Origin of the sequence: Streptosporangium heterodermiicola (assembly GCF_051390675.1) — a bacterium.
Taxonomy (GTDB): domain Bacteria; phylum Actinomycetota; class Actinomycetes; order Streptosporangiales; family Streptosporangiaceae; genus Streptosporangium.
The window spans coordinates 63836-80843 of sequence record NZ_JBPJSR010000031.1 but is presented as its reverse complement, the minus strand read 5'-3'; the positions used below and the strand labels follow the sequence as shown (position 1 = coordinate 80843).

Sequence of the window (17008 nt, the reverse complement as noted above, 5' to 3'; positions counted from 1 at the left end):
CGAGGTCGTCGAGGCGCTCTAGCGCACGGCTCCGGGGCCACGGCCCCGGACGGGCGAACGCGGCGGCGCACGACCCCGGAGCGTGCTCCGGGGCGTGGCCCCGGGTGAGCGGAACGCGGCACGGCTCCGCGATCCGGTGGCGGGCTCGACACCGGATCGCGCGCCGCTCCCACCGCGTCGAGGACCGTCGAAGGGCGCCCGGCATCCCGCCGGGCGCCCTTCGCCGTGTCCGACACCGTTACGTCTCCGGCCGAGGGAGAGGTCACGGGCGGTTTCCGTACCGGCGACGCCCGGATACCACAGGGGGCTCCCGTCACACGGTGCGCGACACGCGGGCGCGGGAGTCCCTTCCGCACCGAAGATCCTGAGACCATCGACTACTGTGACGGCCCTTTTCGATCAGCTACGGACGGCTCCCCGCAACGTCCTCAGCCGTATCCCCCTGCCCGGCCTCACGGGTGACGACGACGACGTCCGCCGGCCGCTCCCCGTCTCCGGGATGCTCGCCGCCGCGTGGACCCTCGGCGTGGGGCTCGCGGTGCTCACCACGCTCACCCTGGTCGGCTGGATCGCCGCCCCCCGCGGCGCGCTCGGCGCGGGCCTGCCCGCGGTGTTCCGCACCGCGTCGCAGCTCTGGCTGGCCGCGCACCACGCGGGCTTCGAGATACCCGGCGGCTCGGTGGGCCTGCTCCCGCTCGGGCTCACGGTCCTGCCCGCCTTCCTGCTGTACCGCGCGGGGATGTGGATGGCCCGCGACGCGGACCTGCGGCTCCGGCTGCCCGCCAGGCTGCCCAAGAACACCCCGAAGGAGGTGTCCAACGCCCGGCGCAGGGCGCAGCTGGTCCTGATCGCGCAGGCGGGCATCTCGCTGGCGGCGCCGTACGCGCTGCTGGCCGGGCTGATCGCGCTGGTCACCAGGAACGAGATCACCCAGCCCTTCCTCGGCGACGTGCTGGTCAGCCATCTGGTGCTCGCCTTCATCGCGGGCTCCGTGGCCGTCGCCAGGACGATCGGGCCCTGGCGGTCGATGCTGCGCCTGCTGCCCGAGAGGCTGCGCTCGGTCGTGGTCGGGACGTCCGCCGCGCTGGCGATCATGCTCGTGGCGGGTGCCGTCATGGTGCTCGGGGCCGTCGTGGTCAACTTCGGGCAGGTCCAGGAGCTGTCCGGGATCCTGGCGCCGGGGTTCGTCGGCGGGCTGCTGCTCCTGCTGGTCCAGGGGCTCTACCTGCTCAACGCCGTCATCTGGGGGCTGGCCTACATCGCGGGTCCCGGGTTCGCGGTCGGCACCGGCACGCTGGTCGCGCCCACGGGCGTGCAGCTGGGCACCGTGCCGAGCCTGCCGATCCTGGGCGCGCTGCCCGAGGCGGGCCCGACCCCGGCCTGGGTGATGATCGTGATCGCGGTCCCGTTCGTGGCCGGGGCCGTGGCGGGCATCCTGGTCGTCCGGATCTCACCCTCCTCCTCGTACGAGGGGGCGCCGCTGTGGGGGTTCGTCTGCGGGCTGGCGACCGGGGCGACGGCGGGCCTGCTCGCGGCGCTCTCCGGCGGCTCGCTCGGCGGCGCGCGGCTGTCCGCGCTGGGCCCGGCGGGGTGGGAGGTGATGCTCTCGGTCACCCTGGAGGTGGGCGTCGCGGCGGGGATCGCCGCCGGGCTGGCCAACTGGTGGCTGATCTTCCGTGGGCACAACACGGCCGTCACCAAGGCTGCGGCCAAGGTCGGTACGGCCACCGCGCCGGTGCGCAAGGCGGGCGTCAAGATCGCCAAGGCGGCGGCCTCCGCGGCGGGGAAGGTCGGCTTCGCCGAGTCGGAGGAGCTGCAGAAGCTCCCCGGCTACTGGCTGGACGCCACGGAGTGCGACACCCAGCCGATCCCGGTCATCAGGGACGACTGGGAGGACGAGCACGCCTCGGCCGCCGCGGAGAACCCGCAGAAGGCCCGCCGTCCCGACCCGCCGCGCCCGCCTCGTCGCGACATCGTCGACGAGACCGACGACAAGGGCGGCCACGTCATCTACGTCGACCCCTACGCCTGGGACCGGGACTGAGATCCCGGCCCTACGCCTGAGACCGCGACCGGGAAGCTGTCCGGGACCGCGACCGAGAAGCGGGAAGGAGCCCGTCAGGGCGGGAAGGGGAACTGCACCTGGCCCGGCTGGAGGAAGGGCATCTTCTGCTCCATGGCCCGTTCGAGCTGCTCCACGCACTCGTTCTGCGAGGCGATGGTGCCCGCGCCCCTGCCGCACTCGGTGTAGGCGGCGAGCTCGTCACCGAAGTAGAACTGCAGTGCCGTCACCGCGATCGAGATCAGCAACGCCCCGGCCGACAGCACCACGCCCACCACGGCGGTGCCGGCCGGCTTGGGGATGGCGCGCAGCGTCCCGATCGCACGGACCGAGGTGACGAGGGCGAAGATCGCCATGACGATCCCCGCGAGGGGGAGCACCAGCGTCATCACCGCCGCGGCGACCGCGAGCCACAGCGCCCTCCGACCGGCGCTCTCGGCGGGCCGCGTCTGGACCGGTAGTGTCACCTGACCTCCTTGCATCGTTCGTACGGACAGGCCGATACCCTTGCAGCGGCGTGAGTCCCCGTCCGAATGGAGTGCGTCGGTGTCATCCCAGGCCGTTCGGCTTGTGGTTCTCGTGTCCGGTTCCGGAACCAACCTACAGGCCCTGCTGGACGCCGTGGCAGACGAAACCTACGGTGCCCGGATCGTGGCCGTGGGTGCCGACCGCGCCGGTGTCGAGGGTCTGGCCCGCGCGGAGCGCGCGGGGGTGCCGACCTTCGTGGAGAGGCTGGCCGACCACCCCACCCGCGAGGAGTGGGACGAGAAACTCGCCGCCCGCATCGCCGTGCACCGCCCGGACCTCGTGGTGTGCGCGGGGTTCATGAAGATCCTCGGCGCGCCGACGCTGGAGGCCTTCCCCGTCCTCAACACCCACCCCGCCCTGCTGCCCTCCTTCCCCGGCGCGCACGGCGTACGCGACGCGCTCTCGTACGGCGTGCGCGTCACCGGCTGCACCGTGATGCTCGCCGACGCGGGTGTCGACACCGGGCCGATCATCGCCCAGGAGGCCGTGCCCGTGCTGGACGGCGACGACGAGGCGGCCCTGCACGAGCGCATCAAGACCGTCGAGCGTCACCTGCTCGTCGACACCGTCGGCCGGATGGCCCGCGAGGGCTGGACCGTAACCGGCAGGACTGTCCGATTCGGACGACCCGGCGGATGAGCCGGGCGCCTCGGAGAAAACCGGAACCAACCAGGAGGAGCACGAAGTGACCCGCATCGCCATCCGGCGCGCGTTGATCGCGGTGTATGACAAGAGCGGGCTGGAGGAGCTGGCCCGCGGGCTCGACGCCGCGGGTGTGGAGATCGTCTCCACCGGGGGCACCGCCGCGAGGATCGCCTCCTTCGGCGTCCCCGTCACTCCTGTCGAGTCGCTGACCGGTTTCCCCGAGTGCCTCGACGGCCGGGTCAAGACGCTGCACCCGCGCGTGCACGCCGGGCTGCTGGCCGACAGCGGCAACCCGTCCCACGTCAAGCAGCTCGAAGAGCTGGAGATCGAGCCGTTCGAGCTGGTGGTGGTCAACCTCTACCCGTTCCAGGAGACCGTGGCCTCCGGCGCCTCCGACGCCGAGTGCGTGGAGCAGATCGACATCGGCGGTCCCGCGATGATCCGGGCCGGGGCCAAGAACCACGGCACCGCCGCGGTCGTGGTCGACCCCGCCTCCTACGGCGACGTGCTCGCCGCGGTCGCCGCGGGCGGCTTCACCCTCGTCGAGCGCCGCCGCCTGGCCGCCGCCGCGTACGCCCACACGGCCTCGTACGACACCGCGGTGGCCTCCTGGTTCGCGAGCGTCTACGCCGCCGAGGACGGCGCGTGGCCGCGTTACATGGGCGCGGCCTGGGAGCTGCGGTCGCCGCTGCGCTACGGCGAGAACCCGCACCAGGGCGCGGCCCTGTACTCGGGGCAGAAGGACGGCCTGGCCAACGCCGAGCAGCTGCACGGCAAGGAGATGTCCTACAACAACTACCTCGACGCCGACGCCGCCTGGCGGGCCGCCTGGGACTTCGACGGCCCCGCCGTGGCGATCATCAAGCACCAGAACCCGTGCGGCATCGCGGTCGGCGCCGACGTCGCCGAGGCGCACCGCAAGGCGCACGCCTGCGACCCCGTCTCCGCGTACGGCGGGGTGATCGCGGTCAACGCGGAGGTGACCGGGGAGCTGGCCCGGCAGATCGCCGAGGTGTTCACCGAGGTCGTGGTGGCCCCCTCCTTCACGGAGGAGGCGCTGGAGGTGCTCACCGCCAAGAAGAACATCAGGCTGCTGTCCTGCCTCGGGGGGCCGTCCAACCCGGCGGAGTTCCGCCGGATCGACGGCGGCCTGCTGGTGCAGACCGCTGACCGGGTCGACGCGCCGGGCGACGACCCGTCCACCTGGGAGCTGAAGGCCGGGCCCGCCGCCCCCGCAGAGGTCCTCGCCGACCTCGCCTTCGCCTGGAAGGCGTGCCGGTCGGTGAAGTCCAACGCGATCCTGCTCGCCTCGGACGGCGCGAGCGTGGGCGTCGGCATGGGCCAGGTCAACCGGGTCGACTCGGCGCGGCTCGCGGTCTCCCGGGCGGGCGAGCGCGCTTCGGGGGCCGCGGCGGCCTCCGACGCGTTCTTCCCCTTCGCCGACGGCCCGCAGATCCTCATCGACGCGGGAGTGAAGGCGATCGTGGAGCCGGGCGGTTCGATCAGGGACGAGGAGGTCGTCGCGGCGGCCGAGGCGGCCGGGGTGACCCTCTACTTCACCGGCACCCGTCACTTCTTCCACTGATCTTCACCGAACCGTTCCCCTGCGTGCGGCCGCCGTACGGCTGTGGCGGTCGCACACAGGAGATAAGAAAGTGGCGGATTAGACAGGACCAGCTGGATGAAAAAGGTTTGACCTGCGGTTAGTCTGAAGCATCCCTTTCGTCCCAGCGGTGGAGATCCCCTTATGCCCCTGCTCGACCACGCCCTGTACGCCTTTGTGATCATGCATGGTTTCTGGGTCAGTCCTTGGATGATGATCATCATCGCGCTCGGCGCGGCCTACCTCAGCGGGCGGGCCATGGAGCTGATCCCGTTCACCCGCAGGATCATCGAGCGGAGGGAAGCGCGGGAGGCCGAGCGCGGCTGATCCCCCGAGGAGCCCGGCGGACCCCGGCGGGCCCACCGCTCCAGCCGATCCCGTGTGAGGGCCGATCCCGTGAGAGGGTTGTCCGCATGAGCGCGCGGATTCTCGACGGCAAGGCCACGGCGGCGAAGATCAGGGCAGACCTCACGGCGCGGGTGGCCGCGCTGAGGGAGCGGGGCGTCGTCCCCGGGCTCGGCACCGTCCTGGTGGGCGCCGATCCCGGCAGCCAGATCTACGTCGCGGGCAAGCACCGCGACTGCGCGGAGGTGGGCATCTCCTCCATCCGCAGGGACCTGCCGGAGGACGCCACCCAGGCCGAGGTCGAGGGGGTCGTCGACGAGCTCGACGCCTCCGCCGAGTGCACCGGCTACATCGTCCAGCTCCCGCTGCCCCGCCACCTCGACACGCAGGCGCTGATCGAGCGGATGGACCCGGCGAAGGACGCCGACGGCCTCCACCCGGTCAACCTGGGCCGCCTGGTCCACATGGTCGACGCGCCGCTGCCCTGCACGCCGTACGGCATCGTCACGCTCCTGCAGGCGTACGGGGTGCCGATCAAGGGGGCCGAGGTCGTCGTGGTCGGCCGCGGCATCACCGTGGGCCGCTCGCTCGGCCTGCTGCTGACCCGCCGCTCCGAGAACGCCACCGTCACCCTCTGCCACACCGGCACCCAGGACCTCGCGGCCCACACCCGTCGCGCCGACATCGTCGTCGCCGCGGCCGGGGTGCCGCACCTGATCACCGCCGACATGGTGAAGCCGGGCGCCGCGGTGCTCGACGTCGGTGTCTCCCGGGTCGACGGGAAGATCGCCGGTGACGTGGCCCCTGGCGTCGAGGACGTCGCGGGCTTCCTCACCCCCAACCCCGGCGGCGTGGGCCCGATGACCCGGGCCATGCTGCTCACCAACGTGGTCGAGGCCGCCGAGAGGCGTGCCCGCGAGCAGGGCTGATCCCGCTCGCGGGGCCCGCGGTCCTCCGCGAAACCACTGCGAGAACCGCTGAGAGGCCGCCGTGAACCGCTAGGAAGCCCTGCGGTTCGCGGTGGTGGTGGACGACGACGCCGTCTGCGGCTCCGGCGAACCGGCCGCGCGCTGCGGCGGCACCACCGGGGTGGGCCTGACCAGCCCCAGGGCGACGACCTCGTTCGCCAGCCTGGTGCGCCGGTTGGTCCCCTCGGGGATGCGGAACTTCTGGTACAGGCGCAGGAGGTGCTGCTTGACAGCCGCCTCCGTCACCACCAGATCGTCGGCTATCTCCCTGGCCGTGGCCGGTGCGACGAACGCCTCGTCCGACAGCGCCGGACGGCACAGCGACGTCAGGACATCAACCTCCCGCCTGGTCAGCTCCGGTGCCGCGGCGCGGCGGAGCTCGACCTCCGGGGCGAAGTCCTCGCGTGGCACTCCGCCGATCCTGCCTCGTGCCGCGCCGAAGGACACCACGTCACCGTCGTCAAGCACCCTCCGGGCGATCGGCCGGCCGTTGACCCGTGTGCCGTTGCGGGACAGGCCCAGGTCAACGACGTACAGGTAGGGTCCGCGCCGGACGAATTCCGCGTGCAGCCGGGAAACACTCGGATCGGTGAGCCGGATGTCCACTCCCCGGCCACGTCCGATCGTCGTGATCTCGGGGCGCAACGGGACCACCTCGCCTGTGTCCTCGATGCGTATGAACGGCCCCTCCACGGCAGTTCCTCCCCAGGTAGCCCGCCGTAACTATTCCTACAGCTCCGGCTTACCCAAACGAGGTGATGGGGAATCGCCTTTGCCAGAAGGAGAATCCTGCGTGAAATTGGTCTGTACCTCTCGGGAGGGTTTCCGCTGCTCACAGGTAGACTTCGGACACAGATAAGCGGAGGAAACACTCATGGCGGACAAGCCCACCAAAGGTCTCGCCGATGTCGTAGCCGCGTCCACAGCGCTCAGTGACATCGACGGTCAGGCCGGTCGCCTCTTCTATCGTGGCTACGACATCCACGATCTGGCCGGCCGCACCACCTTCGAAGAGACCGCCCACCTGCTCCAGTACGGCACCCTCCCCACGCGGGAGCAACTGTCGGCGTACGGTGAGGAACTGGTCCGGGGGCGCACGCTCGGCACGCTCGCCGAGGCCAACATCCCGGAGATCGCGGAGAAGCAGGCCCCCATGGAGGCGCTGCGCACGCTGGTCTCGCTGGCCGGGGGCGACGATCCCGACAAGGACACCAACGCGCCCGAGGCGAACCTGCGCAAGGCCGCCAGGCTGACCGCGCAGCAGCCGATCCTCGTCGCCCGCTACCACGCGGCCAGGACCGGGGCCGCCGTCCCCGATCCCGACCCCGAGCTGAGCGTGGCGGCGAACTTCCTGCTCCAGATCACCGGCCGTACCCCCGGTGAGCGCGAGGTCGAGATCCTCGACGCCTGCCTGGTCCTGCACGCCGACCACACGATGAACGCCTCCACGTTCGCCGCCCGCGTCTGCGCCGCGACCCTGTCCGACATGCACTCGGCGGTCGTGGCGGCCATCGGCACCCTCAAGGGCCCGCTGCACGGCGGTGCCAACGAGCAGGTCATGCGCACCCTGGAGTCGCTCGACGCCGGTTCGGTGGCCCAGGCCGTACGGGACAGGCTCGCCGCCGGAGAGAAGATCATGGGCTTCGGGCACCGCGTCTACAAGACCGAGGACCCGCGTGCCACGCACCTGCGCAAGATGTCCCAGGAGCTCGGCGAGGCGTCCGGCGACGACACGTACTACCGGATGTCCAAGGAGATGGAGGAGGTCGTCTTCGAGACGAAGGGCCTCTACCCGAACGTCGACTTCTACGCGGCGACCGTCTACCACTATCTCGGCATCCCGACGGACCTGTTCACTCCGGTCTTCTCCGTCAGCCGCATGTCAGGATGGACCGCACACGTCATCGAGCAGCACGCCGACAACCGGCTGATCCGCCCGGACAGCGAGTACATCGGCGAGCGCGACCAGAAGTGGAAGCCGATCTCCGAGCGATGAGCCGACGTCAGGGGCGAGAGCGGGTGGTGGGCCGGTGAACGCGCGAGCGGTCGAGGCGAACAGGGAACGTTGGGGGGCCTACCCCCTGGTGGTGGCCGGAGCGCTCGTCGCGCTGGTCCTCGCCGTGATGCTGGGCATGCCCTACTGGGGCGGGATCGCGATGGGCGCCGTCATGACGCTGGGGGCGCTCGCCCGGCTGTTCGGGGGCGGGCGGCTCGCCATCCGCCGCAAGGCCACCGACGTCGTCACGCTCGGAGGTCTCGGCGTGACGCTGGCGGTGGCCGGGATCATCCTTGAGTTCAAGGACCACATACCCATGTGACAGGTCGGATGGCCGGGTGCGCCACGAGGGGATCGACCATGTCCGATAGCCTCAACGGCCAGTGAGCCTCAAAAAGGACTGTCTGGCCAATTTAGTTCAGAAGGGGAACCACACGCATGCCCAAGATCAAGGTAGAGGGCCCCGTCGTCGAGCTTGACGGCGACGAGATGACCCGGATCATCTGGCAGTTCATCAAGGACCAGCTGATCCTTCCCTACCTCGACGTCGACCTGAAGTACTACGACCTCGGGATCGAGCACCGCGACGCCACCGACGACCAGGTGACGATCGACGCCGCGAACGCGATCAAGCAGTACGGAGTCGGCGTCAAGTGCGCCACGATCACCCCTGACGAGGCTCGGGTGGAGGAGTTCGGCCTCAAGAAGATGTGGAAGTCCCCGAACGGGACCATCCGCAACATCCTCGGCGGCGTCATCTTCCGCGAGCCGATCATCATGTCCAACGTGCCGAGGCTCGTCCCCGGCTGGACCAAGCCGATCATCATCGGCCGTCACGCGTTCGGCGACCAGTACCGCGCCACCGACCTGAAGGTCCCCGGCGAGGGCAGCCTCACCCTCACCTACACCCCCAAGGACGGCTCGGAGCCGATCGAGCTCGACGTCTACGACTTCCCCGGCCCCGGCATCGCGCTGGCGATGTACAACCTGGACGACTCGATCCGCGACTTCGCCCGCGCCTCCATGCGGTACGGCCTGTCGCGCGGCTACCCGGTCTATCTCTCCACGAAGAACACGATCCTGAAGGCCTACGACGGCCGCTTCAAGGACATCTTCGCCGAGGTCTTCGAGACCGAGTTCAAGGCCGACTTCGACGCCGCCGGGATCACCTACGAGCACCGCCTCATCGACGACATGGTCGCCGCGGCGCTCAAGTGGGAGGGCGGATACGTCTGGGCCGCCAAGAACTACGACGGCGACGTCCAGTCCGACACCGTCGCGCAGGGCTTCGGCTCGCTCGGCCTGATGACCTCGGTCCTGCTCACCCCCGACGGCCGGACCGTCGAGGCCGAGGCCGCCCACGGCACGGTGACCCGCCACTACCGCGAGCACCAGAAGGGCAACCCCACCTCCACGAACCCGATCGCCTCGATCTTCGCGTGGACCCGGGGCCTGCAGCACCGCGGCACGCTCGACAACACCCCCGCGCTGATCGACTTCGCCGAGAAGCTGGAGCAGGTCTGCGTCGAGACCGTCGAGGGCGGTCAGATGACCAAGGACCTCGCCCTGCTGGTCGGCGGCGACGCCAAGTGGCTGACCACCCAGGACTTCCTGGCGGCCCTGGACGAGAACCTGAAGAAGAAGGTGGGCTGACCGGCCTCTGGCCGGTCGTCCGACGGCACCGGGCCGGCAGCCGGTCCGCGCCGCCCCCCACGGGAAAGGGCCGCCCCACGGCGGCCCTTTTCCCTTTTCCCGTTCCCCGCTTCCAATACGGCTGTCATCGCCCCTGGGCCGGGCCTTCCTTCCGGCGTCCCACGCCGAGGACGGGTTTGTCGACGGCCGGCCCGGCGCCCCCGTACGGCACCGGGCGGCCGGTCACGGCGCCGCCACGGCCCCCAGGACGAGCGGGGCGTCCGCCGGGAGGCCGGGCACGCGGTGCGACCGCCCGGTGACGGCGTCCACCCGGTAGAACCCGAGGAGGCCGCCCCCGGTCTCGGCGTTCATCCGCACGACCACCTCGCGGTTGTTCAGCCAGCTCACGACCTCGGCCGTGGCGGACCGCTTCGTCTCGGGGAGCGGGAGCCGCTTGAAGACCCGTCGTGACGCGGCGTCGATGACGTGGAGGCTGTGGGGCTCCTCGCCCTTCCCCGCGGCGATCGCGGCGGAGTGCCGCCCGCCGGGGGAGTCGGCCCAGGTCCCGTACTTCTCCTGGAGCCAGGTGGCGATCCGCTGCGCCGGAGGCATCTGTCCTGCGGGTACAGATGTCAGGGCGCCGGTTGTGAAGTCGGTCCGCAGCCGCCGCTCGCCGAGGGTGACGGTGAAGTGGCGGCCACTGGGGGAGACGCTCACCTGGGTGCCGTTCTCGGTGTCGGCGGGGACGAGGACCGGTGACAGGTAGCGCTTCACGCCGCTGCCGAGGTCGTGGGCCACGTAACGGCGCTCCGCCGCGCTCAGGTAGGCGATGCGGCGGCCGTCGAGGCTGATGGCGGGGGCGAGCCGCGGGCGCTCCCCCTCGTCGCCGTGCGCGAGGCGCTGGGCGGCGTCGGGGACGCTCAGGGTCGTCTCGCAGGGTTCCCGGCCCTCGCACCCGGAGGGGCCGGGAGCGGGGCTCTCGGGGCCGCCGGAGGCCATCGTCAGTGTCCAGCCCGCGCAGGCGACGTCTCCGGCGCGCGCGGGGGGTGTCCCGACGGGGGCGTCGGGACACGGCCCGGGGACCGCGTAGCGGATCACCGAGGAGGTCCGCGGGGCCTGCCACGGTGCCGGGGCGGCGCCGGATTCCCCGCCGCCCCGCCCCGAGCCACCCGTCTCCGAGCCGTCCGTCCCCGAGCCGTCCGGTTCCGGGCTGGAGATCGCTCGTACGGGCTCCTGAGCCTGTGCCGCGTGCGGCCGGTTGCGCTCGCCCAGCGCCGAGTTCCACACCTCGCCCTGCTGGAACACGGTGAAGGCGGCGATCAGGCCGACCGGGACGAGGGCCGCCGCCACGGCGAGGAGGGCCCCCCTGGCGCGGCGCCGCCTGATCGTACGCATGGAACGGACGGTGAGGTCGGGGACGGAGGCCTCGCCCGCGGCGTTGGCCATCCTGGTGATCAGACGGCTCTCGCTGCCCTTGGTGAGGGTGTCGACCGCCTCGGCGATCTCCGACTTCACCGTCTCCTCGGGGAGCCCGAGAAGGGAGGCCATGTCCGCGCGGGACCTGCCGTCGTGCAGGCAGGCGACCACGAGGAGCCGCTGCCGGGGCGGGATCCGTACCAGGGCCGTCGGCCCGGCGGCGCTCGGCCGCTGGAGGAAGCGGCGGTAGAGCGCGATCTGGGCGTGCGTGGTGGGGTTCTCCCACAGCGGCGGCGGCCAGGAGAGGGCGACGGTGTGGAAGGAGCGCAGGGTGAGGCGGATGGCCTGCTCGTGGCTGCCGGTGAGGAGAAGGGCGGTGCCGACGAGGGAACGCTGATCGCGCTGGACGAACTCGCGATAACCGATATATCGGCGCATGGAAGTTTTTGCTCCGGCTTGCCTGAGGGACGTACAACGGTAGCGATCTAAGCGGCTGGAGCGCCAGATTGGGGTGAATGTCGGAGATTGGGGGGTGATGGCGTCTGTCGTTTTTTATCGTGACTTGGGCGGAAGGCAGGGTGTCGGCGGGGGAAATGTGAGGTCACGTCGGGATAACAGGGGGAGAGGGCGGGTCATGGCGCCGTAAAGTTTGCCACGTCGAAGATTACGAGACCGTGGGGACGATGATGCCGGAGATCGCGCCACTGGAAGCGGGAGAGCCGCGCCAGCTCGGGCCGTTCCGTGTCGTCGGGCGGGTCGGCGAGGGCGGGCAGGGCATCGTCTACCTGGGGATCAACGCCGCGGGGGAGCGGGCGGCGATCAAGCTGCTGCACGTGAAGTTCTCCGGCGACGCCATCGCCAGGTCCCGGTTCGCCAGGGAGGCGAGGGCGGCCCAGCGGGTCGCCTCGTTCTGCACGGCGGGCGTGATGGACGCCGACCTCGAAGGCGACACCCCCTACATCGCGAGCGAGTACATCGAGGGCAGGTCGCTGCGCGAGGTCGTGGAGGCCGACGGCCCCCTCAAGGGCTCCCCGCTCCAGCGGCTCGCGATCGGCACGGCCACCGCGCTCACCGCGATCCACCACGCCTCGATCGTGCACCGCGACTTCAAGCCGGACAACGTGCTCATCGCCGCCGACGGCCCGAGGGTCGTCGACTTCGGCATCGCCCGCATCCTCGACTCCACCGGCACGATCACCAGCCGGGCCATCGGCACCCCCGCGTACATGGCGCCGGAGCAGATCTCCGGCGCCGACGTCGGGCCGCACACCGACGTCTTCGCCTGGGGGGCGACCATCGCGTTCGCCGCGACCGGCGAGACGGTCTTCGCCGGGGGCTCGATCGCCGTGGTGCTCAACCGCATCCTCAACCACGAGGTCGACCTCGGCACGCTGCCGGAGCCGTTGCGCGGCGTGGTCGGCTCGGCGCTGTCCAAGTCACCGGACACGCGGCCCTCGGCCGACCAGCTCCTGCTCCGGCTGCTCGGCCATCCCGAGACGGTGAACGCCTCGCCCGCGATCCTCACCCAGGGCGCCAAGGTCGCCGTCCCCGAGCCGTCCCGCGATGAGCTCCGATCTCGCGATGAGCTCCGATCTCGTGACGAGCTCCGGTCCCGTGAGCAGGGCCGGGACGGCGAGCACGCCGACGACGGCGATCAGGACCGTGACCACGACGCCACCAGTCCCATGCGCACCCCGAAGCCCAGGACGGGCGGCGTCTCGGGCGACCAGCCCCTCCCGTCCACGGGATTCCGGGCCCGGCCGCCCGTCCACGACCAGCGCCCCCACACCGGGCACAGCGATCAGGGCGGCCAGAGTGGTCAGGGGGTGCACCAGGGGACCGGGCCGGGCCAGGGCGAGCATCGCGCGCCCGCCGCCCACGGCGGGCCGTCGCACACCCCGTCTCCCATCCCCGCCCCAACCCCCACTCCCACGGAGCACCCGTCCTTCCCCGACCACCGCTTCCCGGACCAGCGTTCCCCACGGCAGCCTCCCCCGGACCACCTCTCTCCGGACCATCGGGCACCGGTGTATCGCGAGCACCCGTCGTCCCCCGACTACTGGAACCACCCACCGCCCCCCGGGTACGCGGAGCACGGGGGCCACGGGGGAGGAGAGGTGCCGCCGCCCAGCTGGCAGGCGTCCACGACCCTCGTCGGGGCCCCGGAGACACCGCGGCGCCCGAGCAGGGGGCGCTGGATCGCCGCCGCCGTGGCCGTGCTGCTGCTGGTCGCCGGAGGGATCGCCGCGGTCCGCTGGTGGCCCGGTGCCGCCCCTGAGGACGAGCCGGAGAAACTCGTCCCCACCGCCTTCACCTCCGTGGCGGACAAGGCCGCCAAGACAGGCAAGCTCGTCATCGGCGTGCGTGACTTCCTGCCCGGTATCGCGCTGCGGAACCAGAGCAGATGGAGCGGCTTCGAGATCGATCTCGCCCTGGAGATCGCCAAGGCGCTGGGAGTGCCGGAGAGCGGTGTCACCTTCCGGGCCACCGCCCGCCCCGACCGGCCGAAACTGCTGGCGGACGGCGACATCGACCTGGTCCTGGCGACATACTCGATCAACGACACGGACGACGTCACCTTCGCCGGGCCGTACTATCTCGCCCACGTCGACGCCCTCGTCAAGGACGGCTCGCCGATCACGAACCTGGCGGGCCTGGAGGGCGTCCGGATGTGCCAGCCGGACTCCAGCGCGGCCGTGGCCGTCCTGCAGGGCGAGGTCGAGCAGCTCACGCTGGTCGCCGCGAAGACATACTCCGAGTGCGTCAACATGCTGCAGGCCGGCCAGGTCGACGCGATCCCGGGCGACGACCTGCTGCTGGCCGGTTTCGCCAACCGGGAGAGCATCCGCTACAAGCTGCTCGGCCTGAAGCTCACCGACGAGCGTTACGCGGTGGCCCTCAAGCGCGGCGACGCACGCACCTGCGAGGCCGTCAAGGGGGCGATCGCCGACCTCTACCGGAAGGGCACGATCCGCACGCTGCTCGACAAGCACTTCTCCAGGGTCGAGTTCCCCGGCCGGGAGAACGACGCCCCGACCATGGCCGCCTGCACCTAGCCGCGCCGGAAGCCCGTGCCGGGAAGTGATCCGGGCCCCGCGCTCGGGGGGCGCGGTGCCCGGCCCGACTACCTGGGCATGGCCGTGTTCAGCGCGGCGATCGGCGTACTGCTCGTCGGCCTGACCGAGAATGGTCTGGACGACCACACCTGGACCAGCGGGCCGGTGCTCCGGCCCATCCTGGCCTCCGCCGTGCTCCTGGTGGCGTTCGTCCTGGTCGAGCGGAGGGCCGAGCAGCCGATCATCCCGCTGGAGCTGCTCCGCAACCGCACGTACACGCTGGTCAACACGGTGTCGTTCTTCACCGCGTTCTGCCTGTACGCCGGGGTGGTGTTCCCGCCGCGCTACTTGCAGGAGGCCATGAGACCGATCGCCACCGAGTCCGGCCCGCGCATCTACCCGCTCATGCTCAGGATGGTGGCGGGCAGCATGGTCGCCGGCGGCCACCGCGACGGTCGTCCCGTGGCTCGCCGTCAGCGGGGCGCTGATCGCGCTCGCCGCGCTGGTCCTGCTGCCAGGAGGGCGGATCGGGGCACTCGCCGGACGGCCGTCCACCGTGGACGGGTAGCATCCGAGCGTCACAATTCATCCTTCGAGTGGGGGAAGGTCATGGCCCAGACTCCCGTAAAGGTCACCGTCACCGGCGCCGCCGGTCAGATCGGCTACGCGCTGCTTTTCCGCATCGCCTCGGGCCAGTTGCTGGGCGCCGACGTCCCGGTCACGCTGAGCCTCCTGGAGATCCCGCAGGCCGTGAAGGCCGCCGAGGGCACCGCGATGGAGCTCGACGACTGCGCGTTCCCGCTGCTGAGCGGCATCGAGATCACCGACGACCCGAACGTGGCGTTCGACGGCGCCAACGTCGCGCTGCTGGTCGGCGCCCGTCCCCGTAGCAAGGGCATGGAGCGCGGCGACCTCCTCCAGGCCAACGGCGGCATCTTCGGCCCGCAGGGCAAGGCGATCAACGACCACGCGGCCGGCGACATCCGCGTGCTGGCGGTCGGCAACCCGGCCAACACCAACGCGCTCATCGCCCAGCAGCACGCCCCGGACGTCCCGGCCGAGCGCTTCACCGCGATGACCCGCCTCGACCACAACCGCGCGCTGTCCCAGCTCGCCGCCAAGCTCGGGGTCCCGGTCACCGAGATCAAGAAGATGACCATCTGGGGCAACCACTCCGCCACCCAGTACCCCGACCTCTTCCACGCCGAGGTCGGCGGCAAGATCGCCGCCGAGCTGGTCGACGAGGCCTGGCTGCGCGACACCTTCATCCCCACCGTCGCCAAGCGCGGCGCCGCGATCATCGAGGCCAGGGGCGCGTCCTCGGCCGCCTCCGCCGCCAACGCGGCGATCGACCACGTCTTCGACTGGGTCAACGGCACCGCCTGGACCTCGGCCGCGATCCCCTCCGACGGTTCGTACGGCGTGTCGGAGGGGCTCATCTCGTCCTTCCCGGTCAGCTCGCGCGACGGCAAGTGGGAGATCATCCAGGGCCTGGAGATCGACGCCTTCTCCCGCGAGCGCATCGACGCCACGGTGCGCGAGCTGGAGGAGGAGCGTTCCGCGGTGCGGGAGCTCGGTCTCATCTGAGCCGCGTCGAGCCGAATGACCCTGATCTGAACCCCCTCGGTGCGAGCCACTCTGACCTGAGCCAGTCTGAGCCGCTTCGACCCGAGCCGCTTCGACCTGAGCCGTTCTGATCCGGTCTGATCCGAGTCGCCACGCGAACGGGACCCCGGCACACCGGGGTCCCGTTCGCGTTCCCGGCCTTCCGTGCCTCCCCGGTTCTTTCCTCGTACGGGCGGCGGAGGAAAAGGCGGCGTGTCGATCATCGCGGGGCGGCGCGACCCGGCGTTCAATGATCACTTGTGGTCGGGGGATCGGTGTTCAGGGGGCACGCCGCGGTGCGGATCGTCACCGGGGTGATCTGTCTCGCGCTCGTGGCGGCACCCCGGGGGGCGCTCGCCTCACCGGAGGACGACGGCTGGGGCGGCGCCGACCTGTCGGTGCGGCTGACGGCCTCCCCGAAGCGCGCGCAGCCCGGACAACCGCTGACCTACCGGGCCGAGGTGCGCAACGACGGTCCCGGCGACGCGGTGCTCCCGCTGCTCACCGTACGGTTGCCGGAGCAGGTGGTGGTGGTCGGCGTCAACGTCGCCGAGTGCCTTCCCGGCGCCGTGGCCGGAGAGGTGGTCTGTCCCTCGCCGACGGACGTCCTGGCCGGTCAGACCGGCGGGGTGACGATCACCGGGATGGTGAGGTCCGGCGCGCGGGGCCCGCTGAGGGCGAGCGCCGAGCTCTCCTCGGAGGTCGTGGACGACGACGAGACGGACAACTCCTCCGAGACGCTCACCGAGGTGGACGAGGGTACGGACCTGGCCGTCAGGCTGTCGCGCGCGAAGCGTGCCGGCCGCCTGGTCACCGTGGCCGCCGTGGTGCGCAACCGCGGGCCGCGGCGCGTCCACGACGCCGGGGTCCTCTTCGACACCGGCGGGGCGCGCCTCATGTCGGCGAGGGGCGCGCGGTGCGACTCCCACCCCGCCTACGTCGGGTGCAGGCTCCGTACGGTCGGCGCGGGACGGCGGGTGAGCTTCATGCTCGCCTTCGTGGCCCGCGCGCACGCGCCACGGGCCGAGGCGACCGTCTACTCCCTCCGGCTGGGCGACCGCCGCCCGGCCAACAACACGGCCCGCCTCAGCCTGGGGTAGGCGCGGCCGGCCGGTCCGCGCCCGGCCCCGGTCGTACGGTTCCGAGGCCGGC

14 protein-coding genes are annotated in these 17008 nt (G+C 71.4%); 11 read left to right on the top strand and 3 right to left on the bottom strand.

Annotated features, from left to right (window positions below; all coding sequences use genetic code 11):
- Positions 1-382 precede the first annotated feature (382 nt).
- On the top strand, positions 383-2044 hold the full coding sequence (locus ACSC1Q_RS39020) for a cell division protein PerM (protein ID WP_436763770.1): 1662 nt from the start codon (positions 383-385) through the stop codon (positions 2042-2044).
- Between the two features lie 74 nt (positions 2045-2118).
- Here the strand turns inward: ACSC1Q_RS39020 and ACSC1Q_RS39015 are convergent, their stop codons facing one another.
- Positions 2119-2529 carry a hypothetical protein gene (locus tag ACSC1Q_RS39015; RefSeq protein ID WP_436763769.1) on the bottom strand — a complete coding sequence of 137 codons (411 nt, stop codon included), beginning with the start codon at positions 2527-2529 and terminating at the stop codon, positions 2119-2121.
- Between the two features lie 79 nt (positions 2530-2608).
- On the opposite strand from ACSC1Q_RS39015, the gene purN reads away from it, so the two are divergent.
- The 4 genes from purN to ACSC1Q_RS38995 all read left to right on the top strand — a co-directional run bounded on the left by purN (position 2609) and on the right by ACSC1Q_RS38995 (position 6112).
- Entirely contained in the window at positions 2609-3229 is a 621-nt protein-coding gene (gene purN, locus ACSC1Q_RS39010) for a phosphoribosylglycinamide formyltransferase (RefSeq protein ID WP_436763768.1), read from the top strand.
- A gap of 46 nt (positions 3230-3275) precedes the next feature.
- Complete coding sequence (purH, locus tag ACSC1Q_RS39005; RefSeq protein ID WP_436763767.1) at positions 3276-4820, top strand: bifunctional phosphoribosylaminoimidazolecarboxamide formyltransferase/IMP cyclohydrolase; 1545 nt, start codon at positions 3276-3278, stop codon at positions 4818-4820.
- Between the two features lie 162 nt (positions 4821-4982).
- Positions 4983-5165: a hypothetical protein gene (locus ACSC1Q_RS39000; RefSeq protein ID WP_436763766.1), complete on the top strand. Its 183-nt coding sequence runs from the start codon at positions 4983-4985 to the stop codon at positions 5163-5165.
- A gap of 86 nt (positions 5166-5251) precedes the next feature.
- Positions 5252-6112 carry a bifunctional methylenetetrahydrofolate dehydrogenase/methenyltetrahydrofolate cyclohydrolase gene (locus ACSC1Q_RS38995; RefSeq protein WP_436763765.1) on the top strand — a complete coding sequence of 287 codons (861 nt, stop codon included), beginning with the start codon at positions 5252-5254 and terminating at the stop codon, positions 6110-6112.
- A gap of 69 nt (positions 6113-6181) precedes the next feature.
- Here ACSC1Q_RS38995 and ACSC1Q_RS38990 read toward each other — a convergent pair whose 3' ends face one another.
- Positions 6182-6844, bottom strand: coding sequence for an FHA domain-containing protein (locus ACSC1Q_RS38990; protein ID WP_436763764.1), 663 nt, complete (start codon positions 6842-6844; stop codon positions 6182-6184).
- A gap of 181 nt (positions 6845-7025) precedes the next feature.
- Here ACSC1Q_RS38990 and ACSC1Q_RS38985 point away from each other — a divergent pair, with 181 nt between their 5' ends.
- The 3 genes from ACSC1Q_RS38985 to ACSC1Q_RS38975 all read left to right on the top strand — a co-directional run bounded on the left by ACSC1Q_RS38985 (position 7026) and on the right by ACSC1Q_RS38975 (position 9800).
- A complete protein-coding gene (locus tag ACSC1Q_RS38985) occupies positions 7026-8147 on the top strand; it encodes a citrate/2-methylcitrate synthase (RefSeq protein ID WP_436763763.1) in 1122 nt (373 codons plus the stop codon).
- Positions 8148-8181: 34 nt separating this feature from the next.
- The gene (locus ACSC1Q_RS38980) at positions 8182-8469 is read left to right on the top strand and encodes a DUF3017 domain-containing protein (RefSeq protein ID WP_436763762.1); all 288 of its coding nucleotides are present in this window, start codon (positions 8182-8184) and stop codon (positions 8467-8469) included.
- A gap of 116 nt (positions 8470-8585) precedes the next feature.
- Positions 8586-9800 (top strand): NADP-dependent isocitrate dehydrogenase, encoded by a 1215-nt coding sequence (locus ACSC1Q_RS38975; protein ID WP_436763761.1) that lies wholly within the window; start codon positions 8586-8588, stop codon positions 9798-9800.
- Between the two features lie 222 nt (positions 9801-10022).
- Here ACSC1Q_RS38975 and ACSC1Q_RS38970 read toward each other — a convergent pair whose 3' ends face one another.
- Positions 10023-11633 (bottom strand): SigE family RNA polymerase sigma factor, encoded by a 1611-nt coding sequence (locus tag ACSC1Q_RS38970; protein WP_436763760.1) that lies wholly within the window; start codon positions 11631-11633, stop codon positions 10023-10025.
- A gap of 245 nt (positions 11634-11878) precedes the next feature.
- On the opposite strand from ACSC1Q_RS38970, the gene ACSC1Q_RS38965 reads away from it, so the two are divergent.
- The 3 genes from ACSC1Q_RS38965 to ACSC1Q_RS38955 all read left to right on the top strand — a co-directional run bounded on the left by ACSC1Q_RS38965 (position 11879) and on the right by ACSC1Q_RS38955 (position 16956).
- Entirely contained in the window at positions 11879-14251 is a 2373-nt protein-coding gene (locus ACSC1Q_RS38965) for a bifunctional serine/threonine-protein kinase/glutamate ABC transporter substrate-binding protein (RefSeq protein WP_436763759.1), read from the top strand.
- A 609-nt stretch (positions 14252-14860) separates the two neighbouring features.
- A complete protein-coding gene (locus ACSC1Q_RS38960; RefSeq protein ID WP_436763772.1) occupies positions 14861-15838 on the top strand; it encodes a malate dehydrogenase in 978 nt (325 codons plus the stop codon).
- A gap of 278 nt (positions 15839-16116) precedes the next feature.
- The gene (locus ACSC1Q_RS38955; RefSeq protein ID WP_436763758.1) at positions 16117-16956 is read left to right on the top strand and encodes a hypothetical protein; all 840 of its coding nucleotides are present in this window, start codon (positions 16117-16119) and stop codon (positions 16954-16956) included.
- Positions 16957-17008 lie beyond the last annotated feature (52 nt).